The organism is Aquirufa originis (assembly GCF_042714495.1).
Lineage (GTDB): Bacteria > Bacteroidota > Bacteroidia > Cytophagales > Spirosomataceae > Aquirufa > Aquirufa originis.
The window spans coordinates 157,982-183,773 of sequence record NZ_JBBKXY010000002.1 but is presented as its reverse complement, the minus strand read 5'-3'; the positions used below and the strand labels follow the sequence as shown (position 1 = coordinate 183,773).

Sequence of the window (25,792 nt, the reverse complement as noted above, 5' to 3'; positions counted from 1 at the left end):
TTCCACAAGCTCGTTCATTTAAAATTCTGGTAGGCCTAGCCTAAGATGATGTCTTTTTTCATGAGATGGGTTTTTAATACTATTAAACCTTTGCTAAAGGTACTCATTAATTTTTCAATTAATTCCGCTAATTCCTATTTTAATTCAACAGAATTTCCAGATAAAAATTTACCTGAACTAATTCGATCTTTACTAGGGTAATCTTGTACAAAAACCTTGTTGAAGCCCGATAAGGCGTGTTTTGCAATAATAGTTAATCGAATAAAGGACGATTCATCTAACCAGGTTTCTTCAAGCGGCTCAATCGTTCGAATGCGTACGGCGTGCAATGAAAATTGATCTGTATCTCTTTCGCGTGGGACATAAGCGATAAAATTATCTTTTAGCTTAATATCTCGACCTTGTAAATTGCTTCCGTTAAACGTACCTACTGGTTTATAGAAAGTGAGTTCGATGTGCACATCAAAAATTTCAGAGTTCGTTAAGTTGACGAACTTGAACAAGTAATTTTGTTCTCCATTAAAACGGATTCGGCTGATCTGGTTCGAAATGAGAATTTTAGGTTTCTTATTGAGTAAAAAGAAGACTAAAAACAAATAGGACGACAGTAGTCCTGCTGCGATACTTAAGATAAAATTCATAGTGGTTGTTTTTTCAAAGGTATTCCAATTTCACCTTCTTTCAATCCCCCACTTTCATTTTATCAACTAATTGAAATGCAACAAAAAAGCTCATCCGACTTTGCGAATGAGCTTTTGACTTAATGACTAAATCGCGAAGCGATGACTAAGACGAAGTCGACTAAGCTGCGAAGCAGCGACTTTTTGACTTAGCTGCGAAGCAGCGACTACTCTTCGATAAAAGGATAATTTTCTTCGACATATACATCTTTGTAAGCCTCTGATTTATCTGGGAATGGAGATGTTTCTGCGAAATCAACTGATTCTTGAACTAGAACCTTGATTTTAGCATCGATCTCGTCTAATTCTGCTTGCGTTAAGATGTTGTGCTCTAAGATCGTGTGTTTCACCTGTTCGATTGGGTCACGGTCTTTGTAAGCCTCTACCTCTTCTTTAGAACGGTATTTCTGCGGATCAGACATCGAGTGACCTCTATAACGGTAGGTTCTGAATTCTAAGAAAGTAGGACCTTCGCCTGCACGAGCACGAGCTGCGGCGCGAGAAACCGCCTCATGAACCGCTTCCACATTCATCGCGTCTACTGGCTCCGATGGCATATCGTACGCCTCACCGATTTTGTATAATTCAGTTACGTTAGAGGTACGTTCTACGGAAGTACCCATCGCATAACCGTTGTTTTCAACCACGAAAATAGCCGGTAATTTCCAAAGCATCGCCATGTTAAATGCCTCATGTAAAGCACCTTGACGTGTCGCACCGTCACCAAAATACGTGATAGATACGTTACCTGTTTTCTTATATTTTTCGGCGAAGGCAAGGCCAGCTCCCATCGGGATTTGGGCTCCTACGATACCGTGGCCTCCTACGAAACCTACTTCTTTATCGAAGATGTGCATTGAGCCACCTTTTCCTTTAGAAGCGCCGGTGATTTTACCGTATAATTCCGCCATAATTGCGTTAGGAGAGGTTCCTAAGGCCAAAGGGATACCGTGATCACGATACGCTGTGATGTATTTATCACCTTCAATTAGGGCAGATTTGGAACCAGAAGAACAAGCCTCTTGTCCAATATATAAGTGACAAAAGCCTTTAATTTTCTGCATTCCGTACAACTGACCGCATTTCTCTTCGAATTTGCGTTGTAATTGCATGGATTCGTACCAATACTTGTAAGTCTCTTTAGAATACTTGGGCGCGTCTGCGTTTTTCTTTGCCATCTTCTTGATAGAATATTTTTAAAGCGGTATGCCGGGTTAATTCCGGCGCTAATCCCTGCAAAATTAGTACAAAATCTTTATTTTTACACGCTTTTAATCGCATTCCTACATCCATGCATCTCAAATCTCTTCAGGTAAATCAGTTTAAATCCTATGAGGAGGCTAGATTTAGCTTTATTTCGGAGATTAATTGCATTGTAGGAGAGAATGGGATTGGGAAAACCAACCTATTGGATGCCATCCATTTCCTTTCGATGACGAAAAGTGCGAGGGGCATTTCGGACCAGCTCTGCATCAAGCATACGCAGGATTTTTTCCGGGTACAGGGAGATTTTGTCGACACTCAGGATCGCGAAACCCAGATTACCTGTGTTTTTCAGAAGGGGACCAAAAAGCAATTCCTCCGCGATGACAAACCCTATCCCCGTTTAGCGGACCACATTGGCCATTTTCCGGTTGTATTAATGGATCCACACGACACCGATTTAGTTCGTGAGGGAAGTGAGGAACGCCGCCGGTTCTTTGACGGGATGATGTCCCAGCTCGACCGCAATTTCCTGGATCAATTATTACGCTATAACCGCATCGTCCAGCAACGCAACGTATTGTTAAAGCAATTCGCAGAACGCGGCCAGGTCGATCGCCTGCATTTAGATAGTTATCACGCGCCCTTAGTAGAACTAGGGGAATCGCTGGCAAAAGCCCGAAAGGAATTCCTAGAGGTCTTTTTGCCTAGTTTTAAATTTCATTATTCCAAACTTTCAGACGACCGCGAGGACGTCGATATTCAGCTCGAATCCACCTTTGAAGCTGGGGGCTTTGACGCGGCGCTGCGCGCCGCGGAACCGCTGGATTTGTCCGCGCAGCGGACATCCATCGGAATTCATCGAGATGAATTTGATTTTAAAATCAATGGCTACTCCTTGCGCAAATTTGGCTCCCAAGGTCAGCAAAAATCCTTCGTCGTCGCGCTAAAATTAGCGCAATTCGATTCCCTCGTAGCCGCCAAACCCCGCAAACCCCTCTTGCTCCTCGACGACATCTTCGACAAACTCGACGACCGCCGCATCCAGCGTTTGGTCCAAATGATGGCAGAAGACCACTTTGGCCAAGTCTTCATCACCGATGCTAGACCGGAAAGAACGAAGAAATTGCTGAAGGATTTGAAGGGGAATATTCATTATATCACGCTTTAGTCGCCGCTTCGCGGCTTAGTCATCGCTTCGCGATTTGGTCACGACTGCGTCGTTTAGTCGCCGCTTCGCGGCTTAGTCACGCAGTGACGACCCTTTGACTTAATCGCGCAGCGATGACCCTTTGACCAAGTCCGCAGGACGACTAAGCGACAAAGTCGCGACTTATTTCCTATCTTTGAACAAACCTATTCAACCACATGATATCCATTTTTGCCCAAGCTGAAAAGCACCTGGAGAAGACCGCCATAATTTCAGATGGCACAACTTATACTTATTCCCAGCTTTTAGACGCTTCGAAAGCCTTCGCCTCGACTTTATTAGATAAAAATACGGACCTAAATGAAGCCCGAGTTGCCTACATGGTGAACCCTGGTTTTGATTATGTACGGGTACAGTGGGGGATTTGGCGCGCTGGCGGTGTAGCCGTTCCGCTTTGTCTGACCTATCCGTTGCCCTCTTTGCGCTATACGATCGAGAATTCTGGCTCGAGCATCGTAGTCGTTTCCCCAGAATTCGAAGAATTACTCAAGCCATTATGCGAAGAACTCGGAATACGCATTCTGACCACTATCGACTCTCGACTAGCGACTAGCGACTCCCCACTGCCTACCGTTTCTGACTCCCGCCGCGCCATGATGCTCTACACGTCTGGCACGACGAATTTACCTAAAGGTGTGGTGTCCACGCATGCGAATTTGAATGCGCAGATTTCCACCTTGATTGATGCCTGGCGTTGGACTTCTGCAGATTATTCGATCTGTATTTTGCCTCTGCACCACATTCACGGGGTAATTAATATCGTTTCTTGCTCGCTTTGGGCGGGGGCGACGTGCCAGTTTTTGCCTAGTTTTTCTGCGGAAGCGCTGTTTGATATCTTTAAAAAAGGTCAGTTGAACGTCTTTATGGCCGTTCCTACCATCTATTATAAGTTGATTACGCATTGGGAATCGTTGTCTGAGGTGGACCAAAAAGAGATGACCCACATTATGTCCAAATTCAGACTCATGATCTCTGGTTCTGCCGCGCTGCCGGTCTCGGTGATGCAGCGCTGGAAGACGATTAGCGAACATAGCCTTTTGGAGCGTTATGGCATGACCGAAATCGGGATGGCCTTGAGTAATCCCTACGATGGTCCGCGCGTTCCGGGTCACGTGGGATATCCACTTCCGGGCGTTCAGGTGCGTTTAGCAGACGAACAAGATAACGTAATTCCAGGTACGGAGATAGGAGAGATTCAGGTCAAAGGGCCAAACGTCTTCAACGAATACTGGCAAAAACCGGAGTCCACCGCGGAGTCATTTACGAAGGATGGATTCTTCAAAACCGGCGACATCGCGACGATGGACGAGCTGGGAGGCTACCGGATTTTGGGCCGAAACTCCGTCGACATTATTAAATCTGGAGGCTATAAAATTTCCGCTTTGGAAATCGAAGAAGTCCTTCGCACCTACCCCGGAATCGACGATTGCTGTGTCGTGGGCGTCGAAAATGACGAATGGGGCGAACTCGTAAGCGCCGCCATAGTCTGCCAAGATGATTTCGACACCAAAGCCTTAAATGCCTGGATGCGCGAGCAAATGCCCGCCTATAAAACCCCTCGGGCCTACCACCGTTTAGCCGAATTACCTCGAAACGCGATGGGAAAAGTCACGAAAAAAGACGTCGTCAACCTAATCAAAAACTAATATGCTATTACGCGGAGTTGCCTTATTAGCTGCCTGTTTCGTTGCAGGCCAAATTCTGGGGGAAACCCTCGGTCGTTTCTTGGGGATCCAAGCCAATGTAGGAGGCGTCGGATTTGCGATGCTTTTCCTCATTTTAGCCCAAAACGAGCTCGAAAAACGCGGCCTCTTCCACCTCGAAATGGAGGAGGGCGTACACTTTTGGTCCAAAATGTACATCCCCATCATCGTGGCCATGTCATCTGTCCAAAACGTCCGCGTCGCCTTCTCTAACGGCCTACTCGCCCTTTTGGCAGGCATCATTCCCGTCATCGCCTGCCTCGCCTTAATGCCCATTTTATCTAAACTAGCGCCCAAAGACTAATGGAATACATCATCACTTTCCTCGACAAAAACGGCCTAGTCTTCGCGTTCCTCGTAACGGGCTTAATCATGTATTTTTCCGAGGGAATCTCGAAAAACCTGACCCGCGGCAAAATCCCAGGCTCCGCCATCTCCATCTTCATGGGCTTAGTTTTGGCCTATTTCGCTGGCCTTGAAACCTTGGGCAAAAAAGGCATCGCCGACATCCCCGGTTTCTCCGGCTTCGAAATCATGGGTGGCCCCATGTTCCGCGACTTCGCCATCGTCTCTACCGCGATGGGCGCCAGCTTCGCCATCATTAAAAAGACCGGCCCCATCGGAGTCCTATCCTTATTTTTGGGAGTCATCATCTCCTTCGCAGCCGGCGTCATCATCGCCTATGCCATGGGAATCACAGATGCCGAAAGCCTCACCACCATCGGTGCCGGCGCCTGCACCTTCGTCGTAGGCCCCGTAACCGGAACAGCCTTAGGAGCAAGTTCAGACATCATCGCCATCAGTATCGCGGCAGGAGTGGTGAAATCGATTTTGGTAACGATCGGAACCCCTTTAATTGCCCCTTACATTGGTCTAAAGACGCCACAATCGGCGATGATTTTTGGTGGGCTCATGGGTACCACCAGCGGAACCGCTGCCGGTCTAGCGGCCACAGATCCTAAATTAGTGCCCTATGGAGCCATGACGGCTACGTTCTATACGGGATTGGGTTGTTTGATGTGCCCGTCGGTGTTGTATTTTTTGATGCGCGCAATTTTGTAGAGTATAGATTGGAGAGTATAGAGTAGAGATAATGATGGTGAATGGTAAGTGGTGAATGGTAAATGTGTCCGCAGGAAATTAGTCCGCAGGGAGGTAGTCCGAAGTCCGGAGGGAAATCAATTCTCTCTACTCTATAATCTCTACTCTACCATCTCTTCTCTATACTCTCCAATCTTGACAAAAGTTGTCAATACCCGAAAAGCCGCTTGAGTGCCTCGCGCTTATTTTCACTCAAAAATGCCCTACAGAGCAGCAAACCACATAAAATAAAAAGGGTGACAGAATCTGCCACCCTTTTTATTTCCACCGGACTTATTGACTAAGCCGCAGGCGACTAAGGCGCTTCGCGCCGACCAGCGACTTCGTCGCTTACAAATTCTTCTTCTTCAACTCATTCACCGCAAAGTCAGCTGCACGAGCTGTCATCGCCATGTACGTTAACGAAGGATTCACACAAGAAGCGGAAGCCATTGCCGCACCATCCGTCATGAACACGTTTTTTACCTCGTGAACTTGGTTGTGCTTGTTAACGATTGAGTTCTTCACAGATGTACCCATACGAGCCGTACCCATTTCGTGAATACCTAAACCGATATGTGTGTCTTGCTTGTTGTATGCGTTGATGTTTTTGAAACCAGCTGCCTCTAACATCGTAGCTGCCTCGTTCATCATGTCCTCGCGCATTTGTAATTCGTTTTGGCCAAAGTCTGCTGAGAATTCCAATACTGGTAAGCCCCACTTGTCTTTTTGTGCGCTTAGAACGAAACGGTTTTCTGGGTTTGGAAGAATTTCTCCAAAACCACCAAAACCAACCGTCCATTGTCCTGGGTGCGTTAAGCTCTCTTTGAAATCTGCACCAAAGCCATCTGCTCCCACGCCACGGCCCCAACCCTCGCGGCTCGCGCCACCTTGGTATCCGAAACCACGTGAATAAGCACGCTTGTCTTTGCCCCAGTTTTGGAAACGAGGAATGTATAAACCATTCGGACGATTTCCGAACATGTAATCTTTTTCAAAACCTTCCACGGTCGCACTTGCACCTACCCCTAAGTGGTGGTCCATAATGTTACGGCCTAATTGATCTGAGTCGTTTCCTAAACCGTTTTGGTAACGATTAGATTTTGAGTTCATTAAGATCGAAGTAGACTGGATAGCACCAGCGTTCACGAAGATGATTTTAGCGAAATATTCTTTCGACTCGTTCGTGATTTGGTCAATCACGCGAACACCTTTGGCTTTCTGCGTAGCTTCATCATAAATGATTTCAGCCGCAATCGCATTGTGAACCATCGTTAAACGACCTGTGCGCATCGCTGCTGGCAAAGTCGCTGATAAAGAGGAGAAATACGCGCCATACGGGCAACCGCGCATACACTTGTTACGGTAGTTACAAGACGAACGACCTAAAGCGGTATGTTGTTTTCCTGGGTTTGTTAAGTGCGCTACGCGACCTACGGTCACGGCACGACCTAATTTCTTATTCACTGCATTTTTGAAGTGAGTTTCTGGAGCAGTCATCTGCATCGCCGGCATGAATTCAGAATCCGGTAATACGTCTAATCCTTCAGCTTGACCTGAAATACCTGCAAATTTCTCAACATACGAATACCAAGGAGCTAAATCATCATAGCCGATTGGCCATGGTGTACCGACACCTTCTTTTTCATTTGCTAAGAAATCCTCACGGTTCCAACGGTATGTTTGGCGACCCCATAACAACGATTTACCACCCGTGTGGTAAGCGCGAGTCCAGTCGAATCCGCCTCTTTTCTCCAAATAAGGGTTTTGCTTATCGTTTTCGAATAAATACCGGTGCTCTTCGTTTGCCGTATAGCCTGTACGCATACCTGCCCAATACTCTTCAGCAGCCATATTCGTAGGACGACCACGGTGATCGAATTCCCACGGGTTTTTATTCGCCGTTTCGTAGCCTTCGATGTGCTTGATCTCGCGACCACGCTCTAAAACCGCTACTTTTAAGCCTTTTTCTGTTAATTCTTTTGCAGCCCAACCTCCGGAGATACCGGATCCGATGACGATTGCGTCGAACGTTTGGCCTTTAATTGCATCTATATTCAGATTCATTTTTTCTAATTTTTCAGATTAATACATGAAAGATTTTTGAGACGGCTTCATATCCGTAATCAACTCAAATTTGCCAGGAACTGGCTCGTAAACGAAAGAAGCTTCAATGCCTTTTTCAGATGTATAGTATCCTAAAAGCGTTAATTCTTTCATTAATCTCCAGAATGGAACACCGTTAGCGCCTTCTAAAGTGTCTTTATCTACGTTATCGCCCACTTTGATTCGCTTTTGAGAATAGCTCTTCATTAAATCTTTTGTGTTTGCCTCTAGTAAAGTCAACATCGCCACTTGACCTGCCGCAGGTTGTGCTAAGAAATTAGCTTTCGCTAAGTCGTTCACCCCTTTTAGGAAGCTGTTGTGTTCTGGTTTTTTGTAGCAATCTTTTAACATCATTTCGATGAAAGCGGGAACACCTGCATCGATAGCACCTGGCGTAGACGTTCTTGGAATAATATGTTCAGCGACAGCTGAGACGATTTGACGTTGCGCATCTGTTAGGCTGAAATCTGCTGCAACGATGGAGGTATTGCCTTTTCTCACATCCATGGCCATTAAGGTAGGAGCTGTGAAAGCACCCCCTAACAACAAGGCGATTTGAGAGATGGCATCTCTTCTTTTCATCATGAGTTTTATGTTAAATTGTTCTAGGTATTCGCCTAATATGAGGCGGAAAACAAATTTAATCACATTCTTCATTATTCAAGGGCAAAATGTGATTTTTTTGCTAAATTTCTACCATGAATAAACGCACTTTCCTTAAAGCCTGCACACTTTTGGGGGCTTCGGCGCCTTGGTTTTCGTATGCCAAAACTCAAACAGTCGAATCACTCGCTTCAGACGAAGATTTTTGGGAGGGAATCCGCGGTGGATATAAGCTCAGTCCAGACTTCATTAACCTAGAAAGTGGGTATTATAATATCACCCCAGAAGCCACTTTGGAAAAATACTTTCAGCATATCCGCAAAGTCAACGCCCAAGGAGCCTATTACATGCGGACGGTGCAATTCGATAATAAAAAACGAATCGCCGCTCGCGTCGCTCGACTCGTCGGTTGCCCAGAAGACACGCTCGTGTTAACGCGAAATACCACCGAATCCCTCGACACCATCATCAGCGGTTTTCCTTGGAAAGCAGGGGATGAGGCCATCTTTGCGATTCAGGATTATGGCGCGATGCAAGATATGTTCAAGCAGGTCGCTCGTCGTCAAGGGATCGTTTTGAAAGTCATTTCATTACCTACTAACCCTGCTTCTGATCAGGAGATTGTTGATTTATATGCCAAAGCCATCACCGACAAAACCAAGCTCATCATGGTGTGTCACATGGTGAATGTGACCGGCCAAATCAATCCCGTGCGCCAAATCTGCGACATGGCACACGCCCACGGTGTGGAAGTGATGGTCGACGGCGCACACGCCGTGGCGCAAATTCAATTCAAAATTTCAGACCTGAATTGCGACTATTATGGGGCGAGTTTGCACAAGTGGCTGGCGGTGCCTTTGGGGGTAGGCATCTTGCACGTGCGAAAAGAAAAGATCGCCCAAATTTGGCCCTTACTTGCGGAGGAGGGAGTTCCTTTGACAGACATTAAACACTTAAATCACGTAGGAACGATTCCTGTTTACACCGATTTAGCGGTTGATGACGCCATTGATTTCTACGAAAAACTGGGTCCAGCTAGAAAGGAAGAGCGCTTACGTTATTTACAAAATTACTGGACCACGAAAGTGCGCGCTATTCCGCGTGTTCGATTGCACCATCCGGCGGATCCCACGAAATCGTGTGCGATTGCGAATGTAGGTATTGTGGGTATTAAGCCATCGGTTTTGGCTGAGCGCTTGATGAAAGAATTCAAGATTTTCACCGTAGCCATCGACGGAGGCAATATCCACGGCTGCAGAATAACCCCGAATGTTTTCACGACGCCGAAAGAACTAGACGTTTTAGTGAAAGCGATTAGTGAATTAGCAAGCTAACAGGCGATTTGACCAAGATATCTTGATGACTATCTTTTAGTGATCCTGTTTTATCGTCAAAGTGAAACACCTGCACACGGTCTTCCTCTTGGCTAGCGACTAACACAAACTTGCCCGATGGATCGAATGTGAAGTTGCGGGGGATTTTGGCTACGTTTTGGTGAAATACACGTGTTAATTGTCCGTCTGCTTCAATCTTAAATACCACGACTTGATTGCTTGAGATTCGGTTAGAGGACATCAGCCATTTGCCGTTCGGCGAAATATGGATGTCTGCTGAGCCTTTCACTTTTGTGGCCGATGTGTCAGCGGGAATGCTTTGGATTTTTTCCAATTGCGAGCCTTTCACGGCAAACACATCCACATCCGAACTCAACTCGTTCAATAAATAAGCACGATCGCCTTTCGCATTGAAACGAATGTGGCGAGGTCCGTTGCCGGAGGTGAGGGCGATTTCTGTGCGACTTTCTTCTAAAAGCCCGTTTGCCAAAATGCGATGCGCATAGATCTTATCCGAGCCCAAATCCGTCACAAATAACGTATTTTGATCAGGAGAAAGAGCGACCATGTGAGCGTGGGCACTGTTTTGGCGGTCCTTGTTTAGGCTGGAACCTGTGTAGGCGATGTATTGGGCTAGAGGCTTCAGTCTCCCGGACACTGTTTGGAAAACACTCACACTTCCGCCCGAATAATTCGCGGTATAAACCGTTTGTGATTTTTCGCGGTACAGGATGAAGCAGGGGTGATCACCACGACTTAATTCCGTGTTGATGGCCTCGTATTTTCCATTGCGTCTTTGGAAAGAGGAAACGCTCGCCTTGCCGTCGCCCTCTTCCGAAACGGAGAATAGGTAATCCCCTGAAATTGTCTGATAGGACGCTGCAGGGGAGTTTAAGGCATAGCTTTTGAAAGCTTTACCGGTCTTCGCATCCCAATTGAACACCTCGATGCCGGGGTTGCCTTTGGACGTATACGAACCAATAATCAGTTGCGGAAGTAGTAAAATCGTGCTCAAAGTCATATCGCTGGAGGGATTAATTTGTAAACTACCGGGGTCACGATGCGGGATAGGAGGGTGGAGCTAATCAGTCCACCGATCATCACGATCGCAAGCGGTGAAATAAGGGGATTTGTGGATATCGCGATGGGGATAAGGCCCCCTATCGCTGTCAAAGTTGTCAAAATTATCGGTAAAAAGCGAACTTCGCCGGCTTCGCGGATGGCTTGTTCCATCGGCATACCTTCGGCCCGTAGCTGGTTCGTGAAATCCACCAACAAAATGGTATTTTTCACCTCTATACCCGCGAGCGCAATCAGTCCCACCGTCGCCACAAAGGAAAGCGGCGTTCCCGTAAACCACAGCGCTAAAAGGGCTCCCACGATCCCCAATGGAATCACAGAAAGTACGATCAGAGTGCTTTTAAAAGTCCCAAACTCAAGAATTAATACCGCGATAAAGAAGAAGATCGTCACTAATATGATCGTCCCAAAACCACTGAAACTCTCGTTCTTACTCTCCACTTCTCCACCCATTTCGAAGTGGTATCCAGCAGGCAAGGCGATCTTCGCGAGACTCTTTTCTGTCTCTGCGATCACCTCGTTGTTCAAGAATCCTTTTTCCACAAATGAACTCACTGACACCAAACGATTCTTATTCAAGTGACTAATGCTGACGGGGGAAGTTTGCAATCTGACTGAAGCCACCTGGCTCAATGGAATCGCAGTTCCTTGCACGTTATTCACGTACAGGTTATCAAATACCTCTAGACTCGGGTGTTTCGGATGCGGTTTTGAAACTACGATGGCATATTCCTTGCCTTCCTTGTCTGTCATTTTGCCCAAATCAAAACCGGCCACCACCAAGCGAATCATCCGGTCGATGCTGACCGTCGGGATGCCTAGCATGCTGGCTTTTTCCTTGTTGATATCGAATTTGATGTCCGATTTCAGGTTTTTCAAGGGGTTTTTCACGTATATCGTGCCTTTCGTATTCTTCAGCATTGTTTCGACGCGGCTGGCGATTTGGCGCAAGGTGTCTACGTTATCCCCTAAAATACGCACCTCCACAGGAGCCACCACTGGCGGCCCTTGTTCGAAGTTTTTCACCTCGATGGTCGCGGCAGGATAGTTCGTGTATTTCGTGCGCAATTTCTCGATCAGGTTGATTTTCTCGTCAGCACCTAAATCATCCTGCAGTTGGACGAACAAGTTGCCGTAATCGGTTCTGTCATTCAAAGGAATCGCATTATAGTAGATCCGAGGATTTCCTTTGCCCACGTTCGCAGAGACATATTTTACCTCGGGCAGCTTGCGCAGATCGCTTTCGATCAGTTTGGAAACCGAATCCGTGTAGGCCATATTCGACTGCAAGGGGCTGAAAATATTGACCATAAATTGTGGTTTTTCCGACGCCGGGAAAAGGCTAAATCCTACGACTGGGAAGAGTCGCAACGAAGCCACAAAGATGACAAGGGCGATCAGCAAAGTCGTTTTGGGGCGAATAATAGCCCAATCTAACAAACGAGAATACGAACCCGAAATCAATTTTTTCAACACGCGCATGAATAGATTTCCCTCTGGATTGCCTTGGTGGGATTTTAGGATACGGCTTGATAAAAACGGTACTACTGTCAGCGAAACGACCAATGAAGCTACGATACAGAAAATCACTGCCATCGGTAGACTGCGGATGAATTCGCCAGACGCTTCTGGTAAAAATACTAAGGGCAAAAAGGCGATAATCAAGGTCACCGTGCAACCCAAAACCGCCATTCCTATCTGATTCGTTGCCTTTAAAGTTGCGTCTAATCGGCTGTGTCCTTCGCGCATCCAGCGCTCAATATTCTCCACCACCACGATGCTGTCATCCACTAAAAGGCCCAGTGCAACAACTAAACCTACAATACTCAGCTGGTTCAGGCTATATCCCATGATGTTCAAGAGGATAATTCCTATGGCTAAGGATAGCGGAATCGAAATCATCACGATGGAAGCGGCGCGTAAACCGAGGGGTAATAAAGTCAATGCGACTAATAAAATAGCGATAATAAAGTCCTTCAATAGGCCGCTAAGGCGGGTATTGACGTTTTCGGCTTGGTCGAAATTCACGACTAAGTCGATGTTCTTCGGCAAAGTCTTCTTGAATTGGGCGATCACAGGTTCGTAAGCGGCCTGGGTTTTCGCGATGTTTTCGCCGGATTTTTGGGCGGCCGTCACGAATAGACAGCGGTTCTGGTTCAAGCGCGTAATGTGATTTTCTGGGGCGTAGTCGAAATAGACTTTGGCTACATCCGTTAACAGTACGTTTTTCCCTTGATACGAAAATACGATCGTGTTTTTAATCTCCTCGATGTTTTGGTAATTGCCGGACGTCAGGATATTAAAGGACTTCGAATTTTCCACGATACTTCCGCCGGGAATGTTCGCGATTTCGCTTTGGATTGCTTGTAAAACACGGTCTGGCGATACCTGCATCTGCGCCATCTTTTCGATATTCAAATCGATCTTTACCTGTGATTCTGGCAAGCCAGAAATCGTCACTTTCTTCAAGGCGGTTACCTTTTCCAGATCCTCTTGTAGGCGTTCAGCCGTGATTTTTAATTGGTCCAAAGACGCATTGTTCGAAATCAACGCCATCTGCAACACGTTCGTGCCGGATGGAGTGGCTTTTTGAGCCTCAAGTTTGATGACCTCTTTAGGCAAATCCCCCTTGATACTGTTCAATTCGCGAACAACCTCGGAGTATTTCTCGTCCACGTTCACGCCGTATTTATAATAGACCGCAAACACCGCAAGGCCATCACTAATCGTTGTGTTGATCTTGCGCACGTTCTCCAGTTCGTACAATCTTTTCTCGACCGGCTTCACCACTAATTCCTCCATATCGTCCGGACTCGTGCCCGGATAAACAGCGATTATAGGAAATTGAGGGGCATTCATGTCCGGATCTTCCGACCGGGGCATCGTCATAATCGTGACAATCCCCACGACCACGACCATTAAAAACATTGTGAGCGTAAATTGGTAATTCTTTACCGCGTAGTTAGCTATCTTCATAATTAGCGGACGATTTTAATGGCTGAACCTGCGTCTAAATAGGCATTCCCGCTGGTGATGAGTGATTTTGCGTCTTCCAAACCTGCAGAAACAAATACCTTCCCGTGATCAATACTCGCGATCTGGATCTTCACTTTCTCCGCGGTTTTCCCGTCTTTCGTGATAAACACATATCCCTCCGTCGCATTTCCATCCAAAATCGCGTCATATGGAATCACCCAGGATTTAATCTGTTTCCGTGGACGAATTTTCGCTTTCCCAAAAAGCCCCGCCGCCAGCTGCGCTGTCGGCGCACCACTGATGCGCAAACTCACCCAAAGCGTCCCCGTCACCGGATCGACTCCTTCGGATTTGGCTAAAACAGACGCGTTAAAAGTCTTCCCGTCAGCCGCATCCAACGTTATTTCCGCCGGATCTCCCGCCTGCGTCGCCGCCCAATCACGATCGCTCAAACCCACTTTTAACACCCAATTTCCTTTGTTCGCTCCATTCAATAAAACGACCGGAGTTCCGGGTCCTACGACCTGGCCGTCGTTCGCTAATTTCTTCAAGACAAAGCCGGATTTCACGGCTCTGATTTCGGCATAGCTTTGGTTAAACGCGCCCGCATTATAGGCCTGCTGTGCGATTTCTAGGCCGGTTTTGGCATTTTGAAATTGCTCCAAAGTCGCCACGCTATCGCGGTACAAGTTCTTCGCTCTCGCGTGATCGCGTTGTGCTTTTTCGAGCATAATTTGCGCTTGCTGCACCTGCGCCTTGATTTCGGTTAGGTTTAAGCTGGCCAATAGTTGACCCGCTTTCACGGCGTCACCCTCTTTGACAAATACGTGCTGAATCACGCCGCCTATTTTGAAACCTAAATAGGTCTCATCTTCCGTCGTGAAGACGCCAGAAGCCTGGATGGGGCGGGTGATGGATTCTTGCTGCAGGGAAATTACGGAAACCGGGATGACGTCGCTTGCTGTGGTAGCCACGGCTTCCTTCTTCTTCGAAGAGCAAGCGGAAAATACCGTGATAAGGGAAATAAGTAGGCAGATCTTTTTCATTAGAGTGGGTAGCTGGCAGCTTCGCGCTCGTAAGCGGCAGCGGCGATTAATACGTTGAATTGTTTTAATTGGTAGTTGATTTGGGCGTTCATCCACTGATTTCTGGCGTCCACCGTTTCTAAATAGGTGCTCACGCCCTCTTTATAACCTTTTTCGATGAGGCGCAAATAAGCGGAGGCCGCCTCGTAGGATTTCGTGGAGGCCTGAAAGCTAACAATAGAGGATTGCACGTTTTTCTGAGCGATTTCGGTCGCCATATTGAATTGTTTCGTACTCAGATCCAACGCATTTTTCGCGGTGGCGATGTCTAATTGCGTCTGTTTCACCTTGTACAAATTACGTTTCCCGGAGAAAATAGGAATGTCCATTTGTAGGCCAAAGAAATAGTAGCCACTCTTCGAGCTGATGTTATTTAACGTAGCCTGCGATCCCAGGTTCACAAAACCATTTAACTTAGGCAGGTAAAAGGACTCATTCATCTTCAAAACCGTCTCCTGGATGTTGATCGATTTAGAAAGCAAGGATAATTCCTCTCGAACACCGGGAACCACCGAGTAAACTCCGGCCACCGCTTTCTCAACCTCGAAATCGATGCGTATTTCAGCTCGTAATTCGCGGTTCAATAAGAAGTTGAAATAGTATTGAGCCGACTGGTTTTGCTTCACCGCATCTGCGATCTGTGCTTGAATCGTGGCGATTTCACTGTCTGAGCGCAGTAAATAGGCAGGTAATCCTTTGCCGTTTGCCAACAGCTTTTCGTTGACTTTTTTGCCCTCTAACGCTAGATTGAGGCTGTTTTCGTAGACTTTTACTAAACCTAAGCTGAGCAAATAGTTATAGTAGGCCGTCTTGATTTGCTTGACTAATTCGCGTTTGTACAGTGAAACATCTTCGCGTTGTAGACTAAGCGATTGCTCTTGTATCTGCTTGTTAAAGCTGATGTCCTTGTTATACAGTGGCATCGTCGTTTGCACTTTCACATCGTAGAAGTCGCGGGGGAAGAAATTCGTCTCAACGTTCGCAATCTGTGGAAAGGCTGTGCTTTTCGTCAACGCATTCAGCGTGGAATAGACAGGATTCAATAAATCGCCCACCGGGAAAGCAATGCTACGGCCACCCTCGCCACTTTGGTAGCCACCTTGGAAGGCGACGTTGGGTTGGTAGAGGCTTTGGGCGGTTTTCAATGCGATCATCGCCTTTTCCACCTGGATGGATTTTTGTTGCAGCGTGATGTTTTGTTGAAAGGCCGTGGCGACGTATTCGTCGAGGACGGACTTTTGGCCAAATATTGGCAACGCAAAAAGGAGTAATAAGTATTTCATCTTAGGCTTTTTTCATCGTTTTCAATAACCAATCCAGCGACTCGTGCATCGTCTTTTCCACGTCCTCCGCTGGCACTAATTTGTCTAATCGCTGGCGAATCGCGAGGGAGACCAGGCCGTGCACCATGCTCCAAACCGCCATCGCCACCGTTTCCACTTTGGCAGGAACTACTAATCCTTTGTCCATCGCATCTTGCACGATCATTTTCAAGGCCTCTAGCGCCTGATCGCCACTCGACCAACCTGCGCCCATATCGATTAAGGCGGACATTGGGGCCTCCTGAATGAACATCAAATCATAATATTCCGGATATTCTAGGCCAAAATTCAAGTAATTCACGCCCATCTGGTGCAAGCGTTCGATAGGATCGCTGATCAACCCTAAAGCAATATTTTGCTCTAGCATCTTCTTAAACCCTGACTCGCAGCAGTAAAATAAGATCTCGTTTTTATCCTTAAAATACAGATAGAGCGTCGTGGGGCTATATTGTATGCGTTCAGCAATCTTCCGGACGGACACTTTGCTGAAGCCCTCTTCCACGAACAATTTCATCGATTCTTCTAGAATCAAGGATCGAATCTCCTGTTTTTGTTTCTCTTTTCTAGCGACTATTCCCATATGTACAAAATTACACCGTAAAGTTAATTAACAGTGTTAAGTTTTCAAAATTTAGTATTTTGCAACAAATACCAAAAGCTATGAAAATCAACTTTATCCATAAAATCCAACACATCGGGATTCCCGTACATAACATGGAAGTCTCGATTCCTTTCTATGAACGTCTTGGTTTCGAGAACGTGATGGAATCGCCATTCGAATTTGACGGCGGTTTTGGGACTTGCGTAATGATGAAAAATCACGAGGTGATCGTGGAGTTATACCAAATGCCGGAAAAGCAATTAGCCGAAATCAAACAGCGCAAAGTCGGTCACATCGACCATTTCGCGATCGACGTAGAGGATGTGGATTACGCATTTGAAGCTTTGAAGCAAGCCGGTTTTGAGATTTTAGAAAAGGAACCTACGTTTTTGGCTTTTTGGAAAAACGGCACGCGCTTCTTTAATGTCAAAGGCCCGAACGGCGAGATCATCGAATTCAATCAGATCCTCTAATGAAAGCGGCTGTTCTCGTAAAACCTTTGCAAATCGAACTAGGCGATCATCCTATCCCAAACCCCGGTCCAGGCCAGCTGCGTATTCGCTTGCAGGAAGTGGGCATTTGCGGATCGGATGTGCATTATTTTGGGGGCCATCGTCCGCTGCCTGAACCCACCATCATCGGTCATGAGGGCTGGGGCTACATCGACGCGCTAGGTGAGGGAGTGAATCGCGTACTTGGCGAAAGAGTAGTCGTAGATCCTAATGCACCGTGCGGAAATTGTACCTATTGCGCACGCGGTCAAGCAACAGTTTGCCCGAATAAACGCACGATCGGTCTAAACGTCCCCGGTTGTTTCGCTGAATACGTGCTGATTCCGGCAGATTTTGCCCATAAACTCCCGGATTCCATTTCCGCACAGGATGCCGTTACCATCGAACCCACGGCTGTTGCCTACCATGCCTTGAAAAAAGCGTCGCTCACGAAAGGCGATGCCATCTATATCTTAGGCCTCGGAGCTATCGGAATGTTAATTACGCACCTCGCGGTGGAACAAGGTTTGAAAGTTTATGCGAACGATTTGAATCCTGTTTTGCAGGAGAAAGCGTATGAATTCGGGGCACTAAAAGATGATTGGAAATCCCAAGACATCCGCGTGATTTTCGAATGTACGGGTTCAGCCGCTGCTACTACACAGCTTATTGCTGATGCTCCGCGCGGTGCCAGTGTGATCCTCTTAGGCTTATCCGAAAAGCAGGCTAGCTTTACCCCCTTGGATTTAGTTCGCCGAGGCATTTCGATCCAAGGATCTTTAATTTACGATCATCCAGAAGATTTCCAGTCCGTGATTCAGCTGATCAAAGACGGAAAAATTCAACCGCATAAAATCATTTCAAAATACATTCCTTTAGCGGAAGTACAGGCTGGTTTACAAGCTGCTACTGACGGACATCCGGGAAAAATAGTCGTTCAAATCGTATGAAAAACTCGATGTCTTGGCTCCAAATAGGCGTAGTCTCCCTCTGCTTTTTGCTCAATTTCAACGACGGAATAGACGTTTTGCTTGTTTCCTTTGCGGGCGAGCACATCATGAAAGAATGGGGATTAAACAATGCACAGCTGGGTTACGTATTTTCGGCGGGATTAGCGGGGATGACGGCGGGCTGTTTCCTAATTGCTCCTTTGGGGGATCAATGGGGTAGACGCAAAGTCTTTTTAGGATCTTTGTTTCTGATCAGTGTGGGCATGTTATTCGTTTATTTTGCTCCATCATTCAATGCATTACTAATTTTCAGATTCATTACTGGTCTAGGCATCGGCGGGATCCTCCCTAATTTAGCGACAGTTGCCTCCGAATTTTCCACGGATAAAACCCGCGATTTCAATGTGGGGATTGTGCAAGGAGGTTGGCCTTTGGGAGCGATTTTGACCGGTTTTGTGGTGGCCAGGGTATTTCCCCTTTTAGGCTGGCGCGCGACTTTTTTGATTGCGAGTGCTTTCTCGTTTGCGCTTTTACTCTTAGTCTATTTCTTTTTGCCAGAATCCCCAGGATTCGTGCCGGAATCGAAACACAGTAAGACGAAGATTAATGAACTCTTTACCCCAGAATACAGAACCTCCACACTCTTACTGTGGACAGCCATTTTCTTCGGCTTTTTGACTTTATACACCTTAATCAGCTGGGTACCTACGCTCGCCAAACAATCCGGCATGCCCTTCGAGCTCGCCACCTACGTAGGGATGACCTTGAATTTTGGGGCCTTTACTGGCGTATTTGTAATGGGTTTAGCGATCTCTCGAATTGGCATCAAGAAAACGATGACGCTCTTCTTCATCGTCGCTTTTGTCTTGATGACCTTCTATGGTAATGTAAAACTCGATTATGTAGTAAACCTCACCTTAGTCTTCTTTATCGGCTTTTTAGTCCAAGGAGGGTTTAATAGTTTCTATCCGGCAGCGACGCGTATTTATCCTGCGGCAATCCGTTCGACGGGGGTGGGATTAGCAATGGGGGCGGGCCGTTTTGGAGCGATTTTGGGACCCACCGTCTTTGGCCTACTGACAGATTCCGGCATGTCCGTGGCAGGCCGATTCCTAATTTTCTCGCTTCCAATCCTGGTCGCCGTGTTTTTATTGCATAAAATCAAGAGCAAAGAACTGAGCTAAAACAGAAAAAGGCGAACCACTGGTTCGCCTTTTTACCCCTTAATCTTTCACTATAATTTGTTGATGTTGGGTAAATTAGTTCATAGCGATGATATCGCGCTTCACTTCCGTTTTGATCGTAAACGACTTAGAAGTCAACACGTTTTTGTGGTCATCTAAGACTACCATTCGGTAGTTTCCATCAGATAATCCCGTCAAATTGAACAATTTTTGCGATGCGATTCCTTCCTTATGAATCTCGTTATTTTCTCCATCGTAGATAATGACTGTGGCTCCTGCTTTGGCAGACACCCTATATTTCAATTTACCTACAGATTCAATGTTCACGGGAAGCGATAATTCTGCTCCAGTAGCGGCAGAAACGACAAACAGGCTGGCTGCGAAAAATAGGGCAGCAAATGTGTACTTTTTCATAATGCTTGATTTTAATAAACTTAGGCGGAATGATTTCCGTTTGTTGACCCAAAACTAGTCCTTTCACATTACCCGCAAATTAAATCCGTGTTAATTTTCACTTTTCTAAGAAAGTTCTTCTATAGAAAATGCAAAAACTTGAAATTGTACTATAAAACAGTGTAGAAAAGTGAAATTTTCTGTGAAAAATACCCATGTTACCGAATTGTTAATCGAATGGGGTTTCTTTTAACATATACATAACAAAAGCCTAACATAGGCTTAATCGAGCTCAGCGCTGGCGGGAATACTTTTGTGTCGTCAAAATCACCAGTATTCCTTTTTATGAAATCAGTTTACAAGTACACCAATCTCATCATCTTATTCTTATCGCTCTCAACAGCGGCATTTGCACAAGATGGAACCTTACGCGGAACTATCAAGGACGCAAAAACGAAAGAAGACATTATCGGAGCTACCATCTTAGTGCAAGGCATTAATAAAGGCGCAGCGACTGACATCAACGGTTTCTTCTCGTTCTCAAAACTTCCAGTTGGGTCTTATTCATTAAAGATCTCCTATGTAGGTTACGAATCTAAAATCTATGAGGGAGTTAAAGTAGAAGCGGGTCAAGTAACCGACTTGAACTTAAATCTCCAAGAATCTAGCTCTACCTTAGCGGAAGTGAAAGTGGTAGCGCAACGCTTAACAAATACAGAGGTTTCTGTTATCTCAGAGATCAAAGCCTCTCAATTAGTCGTAAGTGGTATCTCCGCTGCACAAATCACGAAGACTTTAGACCGTACGGCGGCAGAGGTCGTGAAACGTGTTCCAGGTGTAACCATCTTCGGTGAACGTTTCATTAACATTCGAGGTCTAAACGAGCGTTATAACACCGTACAATTGAACAATACTTTCGCTCCATCGATGGAGACGGATATGCGTTCATTCTCCTTCGATATCATTCCAGCTGGTCAAATCGACCGCATTTTGGTGTTCAAATCACCAGCAGCAGAATTACCCGGCGAATTTGCGGGTGGTGTGGTGAAGATCTTTACCAAAAGTATTCCAGAACAAAACTTCCTAACAATCGACGCAAGTTCTTCTTACAGAGATGGGACGACAAATTCGACGTTCTACTCTCCTTCACACGGTGCGAACTATTGGACAGGTTTTAACTCAGGGTATTTTGACCTGCCTAAATCTTTCCCAGCAACGAAATTAGAAATCAATAACGCTGGTCCAGCGCAATTAGCGCAAATCGGTCAGTCTTTAAAAAATAACTGGGTTCCGGTGAAATCAACACCACTTCCAGACATGCGTTTCTCCTTATCTAGTGGTTTGAAATTTGATGTTGGAAATGTGAAAGTGGGTAATGTAACGGCCATTAACTACTCGAGTACGTATTCGAATTTTGGAATGCAACGGAACGATTATGGATATAGCTCCATTTTATCAACTGGAAAACCCGATGTCGTTTTCAACTTTTTGGATCAACAATATTCAACAGCTATTCGTGTAGGGGTGATGCACAACTGGGCGGTCAAATTTTCGAATAACCACAGCATTGAAATCAAGAACTTATTTAACCAATTAAGTAATTCCCAGTATGTGGATCGTAACGGAACGGATATAGGTAATACGTGGAATATTCGTTCTTTTGATCAAGTCTACCGTGGTATTTATACGGGTCAATTAGCTGGTAAGCACGACTTTAACGACGGCAATACGAAATTAGACTGGGTAGCTGGGTATAATTCCTCATTCCGTGAACAACCGGATTACAAGCGTTTCCGTTATTTAGTAGATGGGAATTCTCGTGCCTTATACGTACCTCAAGGAGCAGCTCAAACCTTTAATTTAGGTCGCACGAATATCATCTTGAATGAAAGCGCAATAACGGGTGGTCTGAACTTAGCGCATAAATTTATCTTGGCTTCAGGCAAGGATGGTGCAAAAGGGAAGGAATTAGAGTTCAGAGCAGGGGTTTATGCGGAATCGAAAAAGCGTCAATTTGATGCAAGAAACTTAGCCTTTGTCAGAGCAAATTCGAGCCTATACAACTTAGGGGGATTACCTGTGGAGCAAGTATTTGATCCATCGAATATCAATCCTACGACAGGCGTAAAGATTGATGAGCAAACAAATCCAAATGACTCCTATTCTGCCACTAACGTTCTTTTCGCAGGATATGTGCAAGCCGGTTTGGCCTTAGGATCTAAGGTGAATGTGGTCGCTGGCGCACGCGCAGAAAATAACAGCCAGAAATTAGATTCGTATGATTTAATCGGTAAGCCTTTAAAATACGATAATACAGTCTTGAATATCTTGCCGTCAATTAACTTGACGTATAATTTCACAGAGAAGTCATTACTTCGTTTAGCTTATGGTCAAACAATCAACCGTCCTGAATTCCGTGAAGTGGCACCTTTCTCTTTCTTTGATTTTGTAAATAACCGTAACATCACGGGTAACTCTAAATTAAAGAATGCAGAGATCCAAAATTATGATTTCCGGTTTGAGTCCTATCCTACGCCATCAGAGGTAGTGAGTATAGCCTTATTCTACAAGCAATTTACAAATCCAATCGAGGTCGTTTTTGCAACTGGATCTAATCCAAATTTAAGCTTTGAAAACGCTGCTAGTGCGTATTCTGCTGGTATTGAAGCGGAGGTTCGCAAGAACTTGAATTTCATTCAAGCAACCGGTTTCTGGGCTAAATCAAGTGTGGTATTTAATGCGGCTTTCATTGCAAGTAAAGTTTCTTTAGGTACGACCGCGGGATTGAATCAATCGGATAATCGTCCCTTACAAGGCCAAAGTCCTTACATCATCAATGCGTCTTATAACTACAATGACACACAAAAAGGCTTGCAGTTAAACCTGTCCTTTAACGTGATTGGTAAACGTATCTATGCCGTAGGAAATAACTACGGATATGCCTACCCAGACTGGTATGAGATGCCTCGTAATGTAGTGGATTTTACTTTCTCTAAGAAAGTCTATAAGAACATTCAGATCAAAGGTGGCGTATCTGATATCTTAAATAACAACAACCTTGTCTTGCAAGATGGTAACCAAGATGGAAGCTTTGATTCAACAAAAGATCAAACAATCCAATCCTACGCTCCAGGCCGTGTATACTCTTTAGGGCTTATTTTCACCCCTTTTGGCTATAAATAATTTTACAATTAAACTAAACAATCAATTACAATCCAATGAAACTTTTTACAAACAAATTGATCAAGTTAATGGCTATTTTGTCAGTCGTTTCTCTTGCATTCTCTTCTTGCCAAAAAGAAGAAGAGGTATTCCCGCTTCCTACGGTAACGTCTAGCGGTGAATTGTCTGGTATCGCGGGTGCTTCTGTTACAGTTAGCGCTACAATTTCTGCTCCTGCAGGTTTGAAATCTATCACTGTTTTGAAAAATGGTGCTGCTTTCGAAACGAAAGTTTTAGCTGGGGAGAAATCATATACGTATACCTCTACTTACACGATCGAAACTTTAGCCGCTGGCTCGAAAGTGAATTTCACTATCCAAGCAACGGATAACAAAAGCCAAATTTCTGCTTTAGTTCCAGTGGTTGTTACAGTGACTGCAACTCCTCCTAAGCAAATCGTTACCGTAACGGGCGTGATCGAAGGAAACGTAACTTGGACAGCAAACAAAATCTACAAATTATCAGGTTTTGTACGTGTAGGTGAAGAAGCTACTTTCGGTACAGTGACTAAAGTAGGAAATTTAACGATCGAACCAGGTACTGTGATCATCGGAGAACGTGCTACTAAAGGGGCTTTAATCGTTCAACGTGGTTCTAAAATTACTGCGATTGGTACAGCTGCTGCACCTATCGTGTTTACTTCAGAGAGAGATCCAGGAACACGCGAACCAGGTGACTGGGGTGGTTTAGTTATTTGTGGTCAAGCGCCAAACAACTTACCAAACACACAAGCTTCTCGTGAATTAGAAGGTGGTTACGGTGCATTCCACGGAGGTACTGATGCAGCGGATAACTCAGGTACGTTAAAATATGTACGTTTAGAATACGCTGGTATCCCGATCAACCCGAACCAAGAGGTTAACTCATTAACAATGGGTTCAGTAGGTTCAGGTACGACGATTGATTACGTGCAAGCTTCTTATGGTCTTGATGATTCATTTGAGTGGTTTGGTGGAACAGTAAACGCAAAACACTTAATCGCTTACAAAGGATTAGATGATGATTTCGATACAGATAACGGTTATTCAGGATATGTACAATTCGGTGTAGGTATTCGTGGATCAGCTATTGCAGATCAATCAGGTTCAAATGGTTTTGAGTCAGATAATGATGCTGCAGGTTCTCAAAATACACCATTTACATCTGCTGTTTTTGCTAACATGTCAATTATCGGAGCCAAAGGTGTTGTAGGAACTGCAATTGACCCATTATTCCAACATGGTGCTCAATTACGTCGTAGCACGAAACAAAAATTATACAATACGGTAATTACAGGTTATCCATACGGAGTTTATATTGATGGTCGTAACGGTATTGCAAGAGCGAATGCTGCTGCAGGAGATATCGATTTAGGAAACGTGATTTTAGCAGGTGTTGAAGGCTGGGGAACTAATGGTTTTGGCTTAGGCTGGTCTGTTAACGTGGCTCCTAAAGGGGTTCCGGTTCCAGGTTATGACAACATGACATCATTGAACAATGGTACAACAACAGGTTTGACGGCGTTTACGATTGGCACTGCGGTACCTCAAGATTGGTTCTTATCTTTAACAGGTAACAAAATCTTAGCAACGACAGGAAACACGGGCTTATCTACAACGTTATGGGCTGCAGGTCGTCCTACGTTCACATTAACGGCAGGTACAACTGAAACGTTAATTGGTGCAAACTTGAAATCAGGTCTTCCTGCTTTCTTCGAAGCAACAGATTACGTGGGTGCATTTAAATCTACAGACTGGACAGCGGGTTGGGCAGAATTTGCTCCTCAAGCAGTCGTTTATATTAAGTAATGATATCCAAGGGAGCTGGCTCAGGTCAGCTCCCTTTTTTTTATTTTTTACACCAAACACCATGAAACAAATTATTGCCCTTTTTGCCCTGTTATCTTTGGCCTCTTGCCATAAAAAAGACGAAGTCGCTTACTACTTTAATGAAGCGCAACAAGATACCCTTACCACCAATATTATGACATTCGTGGCGGAGAACCCGCCCTTTGCAAACGATATAACGCGTTTTCAAGCTAAATACAACAATTATTACTGGATGCGTTTACCCTTTTATAAACTAGTGAAACTAGAGATGAAAGAAGATAGTACGTGGTACTATTTCCTTACTAGACCCGTTGCAAACCTACAAGTTTTCCAACGCGGTGTCGTGGGAACATTTAAATTAAAACCGGGCAGCTTAAAACCGTACGATTTTAAAGAAGTGGTGAATACACCGCACTTAAAAGAAGCAGACGTGTTAGAGCGCGGCGCTTTCCTTTTTAGAGAATTAAAGAATAACGGGAAGCTAAATGAGTACTTGGTCATGAAAGATTACATCCAATGGCCAGATTCAACATTACTATACAATGAAAATATAAACCGGTGGGTACCCACCCACAAATTATAGTGGTTCAAAGACAATATATTGGTGTAATACAGAAAATGCCAGGAGGTTTCCTTCTGGCATTTCTTGTTTTTTTTCTATCGGGTTGTTTACAAGATAAGGAAGGCAACGTAGCCCCCTCTACTTGTTCTACGTCTCCTTTATCCACGGTCTCTTATACCCGAGATATCTATCCCATTAT

General features: G+C 45.3%; 21 protein-coding genes. 11 read left to right on the top strand and 10 right to left on the bottom strand.

The genetic code is table 11. The features are described from left to right. Positions 1 to 134: 134 nt before the first annotated feature. A complete protein-coding gene (locus SKC35_RS06235) occupies positions 135 to 641 on the bottom strand; it encodes a hypothetical protein (RefSeq protein WP_377978541.1) in 507 nt (168 codons plus the stop codon). Between the two features lie 206 nt (positions 642 to 847). Continuing rightward, on the bottom strand, positions 848 to 1,858 hold the full coding sequence (gene pdhA / locus SKC35_RS06230) for a pyruvate dehydrogenase (acetyl-transferring) E1 component subunit alpha (RefSeq protein WP_377978540.1): 1,011 nt from the start codon (positions 1,856 to 1,858) through the stop codon (positions 848 to 850). A gap of 113 nt (positions 1,859 to 1,971) precedes the next feature. Here pdhA and recF point away from each other — a divergent pair, with 113 nt between their 5' ends. From recF to madM, 4 genes are all read left to right on the top strand, one after another. Then, entirely contained in the window at positions 1,972 to 3,054 is a 1,083-nt protein-coding gene (recF, locus tag SKC35_RS06225) for a DNA replication/repair protein RecF (protein WP_377978539.1), read from the top strand. Between the two features lie 197 nt (positions 3,055 to 3,251). Then, positions 3,252 to 4,739, top strand: coding sequence for an acyl-CoA synthetase (locus tag SKC35_RS06220; RefSeq protein WP_377978538.1), 1,488 nt, complete (start codon positions 3,252 to 3,254; stop codon positions 4,737 to 4,739). Position 4,740: 1 nt separating this feature from the next. After that, a complete protein-coding gene (madL, locus tag SKC35_RS06215) occupies positions 4,741 to 5,100 on the top strand; it encodes a malonate transporter subunit MadL (protein ID WP_377978537.1) in 360 nt (119 codons plus the stop codon). Further along, a complete protein-coding gene (gene madM / locus SKC35_RS06210; RefSeq protein ID WP_377978536.1) occupies positions 5,100 to 5,858 on the top strand; it encodes a malonate transporter subunit MadM in 759 nt (252 codons plus the stop codon). The genes madL and madM overlap by 1 nt, the downstream gene beginning before the upstream one ends. Positions 5,859 to 6,227: 369 nt before the next feature. On the opposite strand, the gene SKC35_RS06205 is transcribed toward madM, so the two are convergent. After that, the gene (locus tag SKC35_RS06205) at positions 6,228 to 7,943 is read right to left on the bottom strand and encodes a GMC oxidoreductase (RefSeq protein WP_377978535.1); all 1,716 of its coding nucleotides are present in this window, start codon (positions 7,941 to 7,943) and stop codon (positions 6,228 to 6,230) included. Positions 7,944 to 7,961: 18 nt separating this feature from the next. Next, positions 7,962 to 8,567, bottom strand: a complete 606-nt coding sequence (locus SKC35_RS06200) for a gluconate 2-dehydrogenase subunit 3 family protein (protein ID WP_377978534.1) — start codon at positions 8,565 to 8,567, stop codon at positions 7,962 to 7,964. A 113-nt stretch (positions 8,568 to 8,680) separates the two neighbouring features. Between SKC35_RS06200 and SKC35_RS06195 the strand changes: the two genes are divergently transcribed. Next, positions 8,681 to 9,919, top strand: coding sequence for an aminotransferase class V-fold PLP-dependent enzyme (locus SKC35_RS06195; RefSeq protein ID WP_377978533.1), 1,239 nt, complete (start codon positions 8,681 to 8,683; stop codon positions 9,917 to 9,919). On the opposite strand, the gene SKC35_RS06190 is transcribed toward SKC35_RS06195, so the two are convergent. Genes SKC35_RS06190 through SKC35_RS06170 form a run of 5 tightly spaced genes read right to left on the bottom strand, consistent with a single transcriptional unit; the run spans position 9,900 to position 16,962 of the window. Then, positions 9,900 to 10,940, bottom strand: coding sequence for a lactonase family protein (locus SKC35_RS06190; protein WP_377978532.1), 1,041 nt, complete (start codon positions 10,938 to 10,940; stop codon positions 9,900 to 9,902). The genes SKC35_RS06195 and SKC35_RS06190 overlap by 20 nt on opposite strands. Further along, complete coding sequence (locus SKC35_RS06185) at positions 10,937 to 13,975, bottom strand: efflux RND transporter permease subunit (RefSeq protein WP_377978531.1); 3,039 nt, start codon at positions 13,973 to 13,975, stop codon at positions 10,937 to 10,939. Before SKC35_RS06185 ends, SKC35_RS06190 begins: the two co-directional genes overlap by 4 nt. Before the next feature lie 2 nt (positions 13,976 to 13,977). Further along, complete coding sequence (locus SKC35_RS06180; protein ID WP_377978530.1) at positions 13,978 to 15,021, bottom strand: efflux RND transporter periplasmic adaptor subunit; 1,044 nt, start codon at positions 15,019 to 15,021, stop codon at positions 13,978 to 13,980. Beyond that, a complete protein-coding gene (locus SKC35_RS06175; protein ID WP_377978529.1) occupies positions 15,021 to 16,343 on the bottom strand; it encodes a TolC family protein in 1,323 nt (440 codons plus the stop codon). Before SKC35_RS06175 ends, SKC35_RS06180 begins: the two co-directional genes overlap by 1 nt. Position 16,344: 1 nt before the next feature. Beyond that, positions 16,345 to 16,962 carry a TetR/AcrR family transcriptional regulator gene (locus SKC35_RS06170; protein WP_377978528.1) on the bottom strand — a complete coding sequence of 206 codons (618 nt, stop codon included), beginning with the start codon at positions 16,960 to 16,962 and terminating at the stop codon, positions 16,345 to 16,347. Positions 16,963 to 17,042: 80 nt separating this feature from the next. Here SKC35_RS06170 and SKC35_RS06165 point away from each other — a divergent pair, with 80 nt between their 5' ends. The 3 genes from SKC35_RS06165 to SKC35_RS06155 are packed head-to-tail and all read left to right on the top strand — an operon-like array spanning position 17,043 to position 19,608. Next, positions 17,043 to 17,456, top strand: a complete 414-nt coding sequence (locus SKC35_RS06165) for a VOC family protein (RefSeq protein ID WP_223131615.1) — start codon at positions 17,043 to 17,045, stop codon at positions 17,454 to 17,456. After that, positions 17,456 to 18,424, top strand: coding sequence for a zinc-dependent alcohol dehydrogenase (locus SKC35_RS06160; protein WP_377978527.1), 969 nt, complete (start codon positions 17,456 to 17,458; stop codon positions 18,422 to 18,424). The genes SKC35_RS06165 and SKC35_RS06160 overlap by 1 nt, the downstream gene beginning before the upstream one ends. After that, positions 18,421 to 19,608, top strand: coding sequence for an MFS transporter (locus tag SKC35_RS06155; protein WP_377978526.1), 1,188 nt, complete (start codon positions 18,421 to 18,423; stop codon positions 19,606 to 19,608). Before SKC35_RS06160 ends, SKC35_RS06155 begins: the two co-directional genes overlap by 4 nt. A 75-nt stretch (positions 19,609 to 19,683) precedes the next feature. Here the strand turns inward: SKC35_RS06155 and SKC35_RS06150 are convergent, their stop codons facing one another. Beyond that, the gene (locus SKC35_RS06150; RefSeq protein ID WP_377978525.1) at positions 19,684 to 20,022 is read right to left on the bottom strand and encodes a hypothetical protein; all 339 of its coding nucleotides are present in this window, start codon (positions 20,020 to 20,022) and stop codon (positions 19,684 to 19,686) included. 324 nt (positions 20,023 to 20,346) lie between these two features. Between SKC35_RS06150 and SKC35_RS06145 the strand changes: the two genes are divergently transcribed. From SKC35_RS06145 to SKC35_RS06135, 3 genes are all read left to right on the top strand, one after another. After that, entirely contained in the window at positions 20,347 to 23,184 is a 2,838-nt protein-coding gene (locus tag SKC35_RS06145) for a TonB-dependent receptor (protein WP_377978524.1), read from the top strand. Between the two features lie 35 nt (positions 23,185 to 23,219). Further along, on the top strand, positions 23,220 to 25,010 hold the full coding sequence (locus tag SKC35_RS06140) for an Ig-like domain repeat protein (protein WP_377978523.1): 1,791 nt from the start codon (positions 23,220 to 23,222) through the stop codon (positions 25,008 to 25,010). A 61-nt stretch (positions 25,011 to 25,071) separates the two neighbouring features. Then, entirely contained in the window at positions 25,072 to 25,614 is a 543-nt protein-coding gene (locus SKC35_RS06135) for a hypothetical protein (protein WP_377978522.1), read from the top strand. Positions 25,615 to 25,792: the final 178 nt, after the last annotated feature.

What these genes read in the sequence shown, in the direction of transcription:
- SKC35_RS06180 (WP_377978530.1), bottom strand. Translation starts at nt 15,021, where the DNA reads ATGAAAAAGATCTGCCTACTTATTTCCCTTATCACGGTATTTTCCGCT.
- SKC35_RS06220 (WP_377978538.1), top strand. Translation starts at nt 3,252, where the DNA reads ATGATATCCATTTTTGCCCAAGCTGAAAAGCACCTGGAGAAGACCGCC.
- madL (WP_377978537.1), top strand. Translation starts at nt 4,741, where the DNA reads ATGCTATTACGCGGAGTTGCCTTATTAGCTGCCTGTTTCGTTGCAGGC.
- SKC35_RS06205 (WP_377978535.1), bottom strand. Translation starts at nt 7,943, where the DNA reads ATGAATCTGAATATAGATGCAATTAAAGGCCAAACGTTCGACGCAATC.
- SKC35_RS06140 (WP_377978523.1), top strand. Translation starts at nt 23,220, where the DNA reads ATGAAACTTTTTACAAACAAATTGATCAAGTTAATGGCTATTTTGTCA.
- pdhA (WP_377978540.1), bottom strand. Translation starts at nt 1,858, where the DNA reads ATGGCAAAGAAAAACGCAGACGCGCCCAAGTATTCTAAAGAGACTTAC.
- madM (WP_377978536.1), top strand. Translation starts at nt 5,100, where the DNA reads ATGGAATACATCATCACTTTCCTCGACAAAAACGGCCTAGTCTTCGCG.
- SKC35_RS06155 (WP_377978526.1), top strand. Translation starts at nt 18,421, where the DNA reads ATGAAAAACTCGATGTCTTGGCTCCAAATAGGCGTAGTCTCCCTCTGC.
- SKC35_RS06175 (WP_377978529.1), bottom strand. Translation starts at nt 16,343, where the DNA reads ATGAAATACTTATTACTCCTTTTTGCGTTGCCAATATTTGGCCAAAAG.
- SKC35_RS06190 (WP_377978532.1), bottom strand. Translation starts at nt 10,940, where the DNA reads ATGACTTTGAGCACGATTTTACTACTTCCGCAACTGATTATTGGTTCG.
- SKC35_RS06235 (WP_377978541.1), bottom strand. Translation starts at nt 641, where the DNA reads ATGAATTTTATCTTAAGTATCGCAGCAGGACTACTGTCGTCCTATTTG.
- SKC35_RS06160 (WP_377978527.1), top strand. Translation starts at nt 17,456, where the DNA reads ATGAAAGCGGCTGTTCTCGTAAAACCTTTGCAAATCGAACTAGGCGAT.
- SKC35_RS06135 (WP_377978522.1), top strand. Translation starts at nt 25,072, where the DNA reads ATGAAACAAATTATTGCCCTTTTTGCCCTGTTATCTTTGGCCTCTTGC.
- recF (WP_377978539.1), top strand. Translation starts at nt 1,972, where the DNA reads ATGCATCTCAAATCTCTTCAGGTAAATCAGTTTAAATCCTATGAGGAG.
- SKC35_RS06150 (WP_377978525.1), bottom strand. Translation starts at nt 20,022, where the DNA reads ATGAAAAAGTACACATTTGCTGCCCTATTTTTCGCAGCCAGCCTGTTT.
- SKC35_RS06145 (WP_377978524.1), top strand. Translation starts at nt 20,347, where the DNA reads ATGAAATCAGTTTACAAGTACACCAATCTCATCATCTTATTCTTATCG.
- SKC35_RS06200 (WP_377978534.1), bottom strand. Translation starts at nt 8,567, where the DNA reads ATGATGAAAAGAAGAGATGCCATCTCTCAAATCGCCTTGTTGTTAGGG.
- SKC35_RS06165 (WP_223131615.1), top strand. Translation starts at nt 17,043, where the DNA reads ATGAAAATCAACTTTATCCATAAAATCCAACACATCGGGATTCCCGTA.
- SKC35_RS06170 (WP_377978528.1), bottom strand. Translation starts at nt 16,962, where the DNA reads ATGGGAATAGTCGCTAGAAAAGAGAAACAAAAACAGGAGATTCGATCC.
- SKC35_RS06185 (WP_377978531.1), bottom strand. Translation starts at nt 13,975, where the DNA reads ATGAAGATAGCTAACTACGCGGTAAAGAATTACCAATTTACGCTCACA.
- SKC35_RS06195 (WP_377978533.1), top strand. Translation starts at nt 8,681, where the DNA reads ATGAATAAACGCACTTTCCTTAAAGCCTGCACACTTTTGGGGGCTTCG.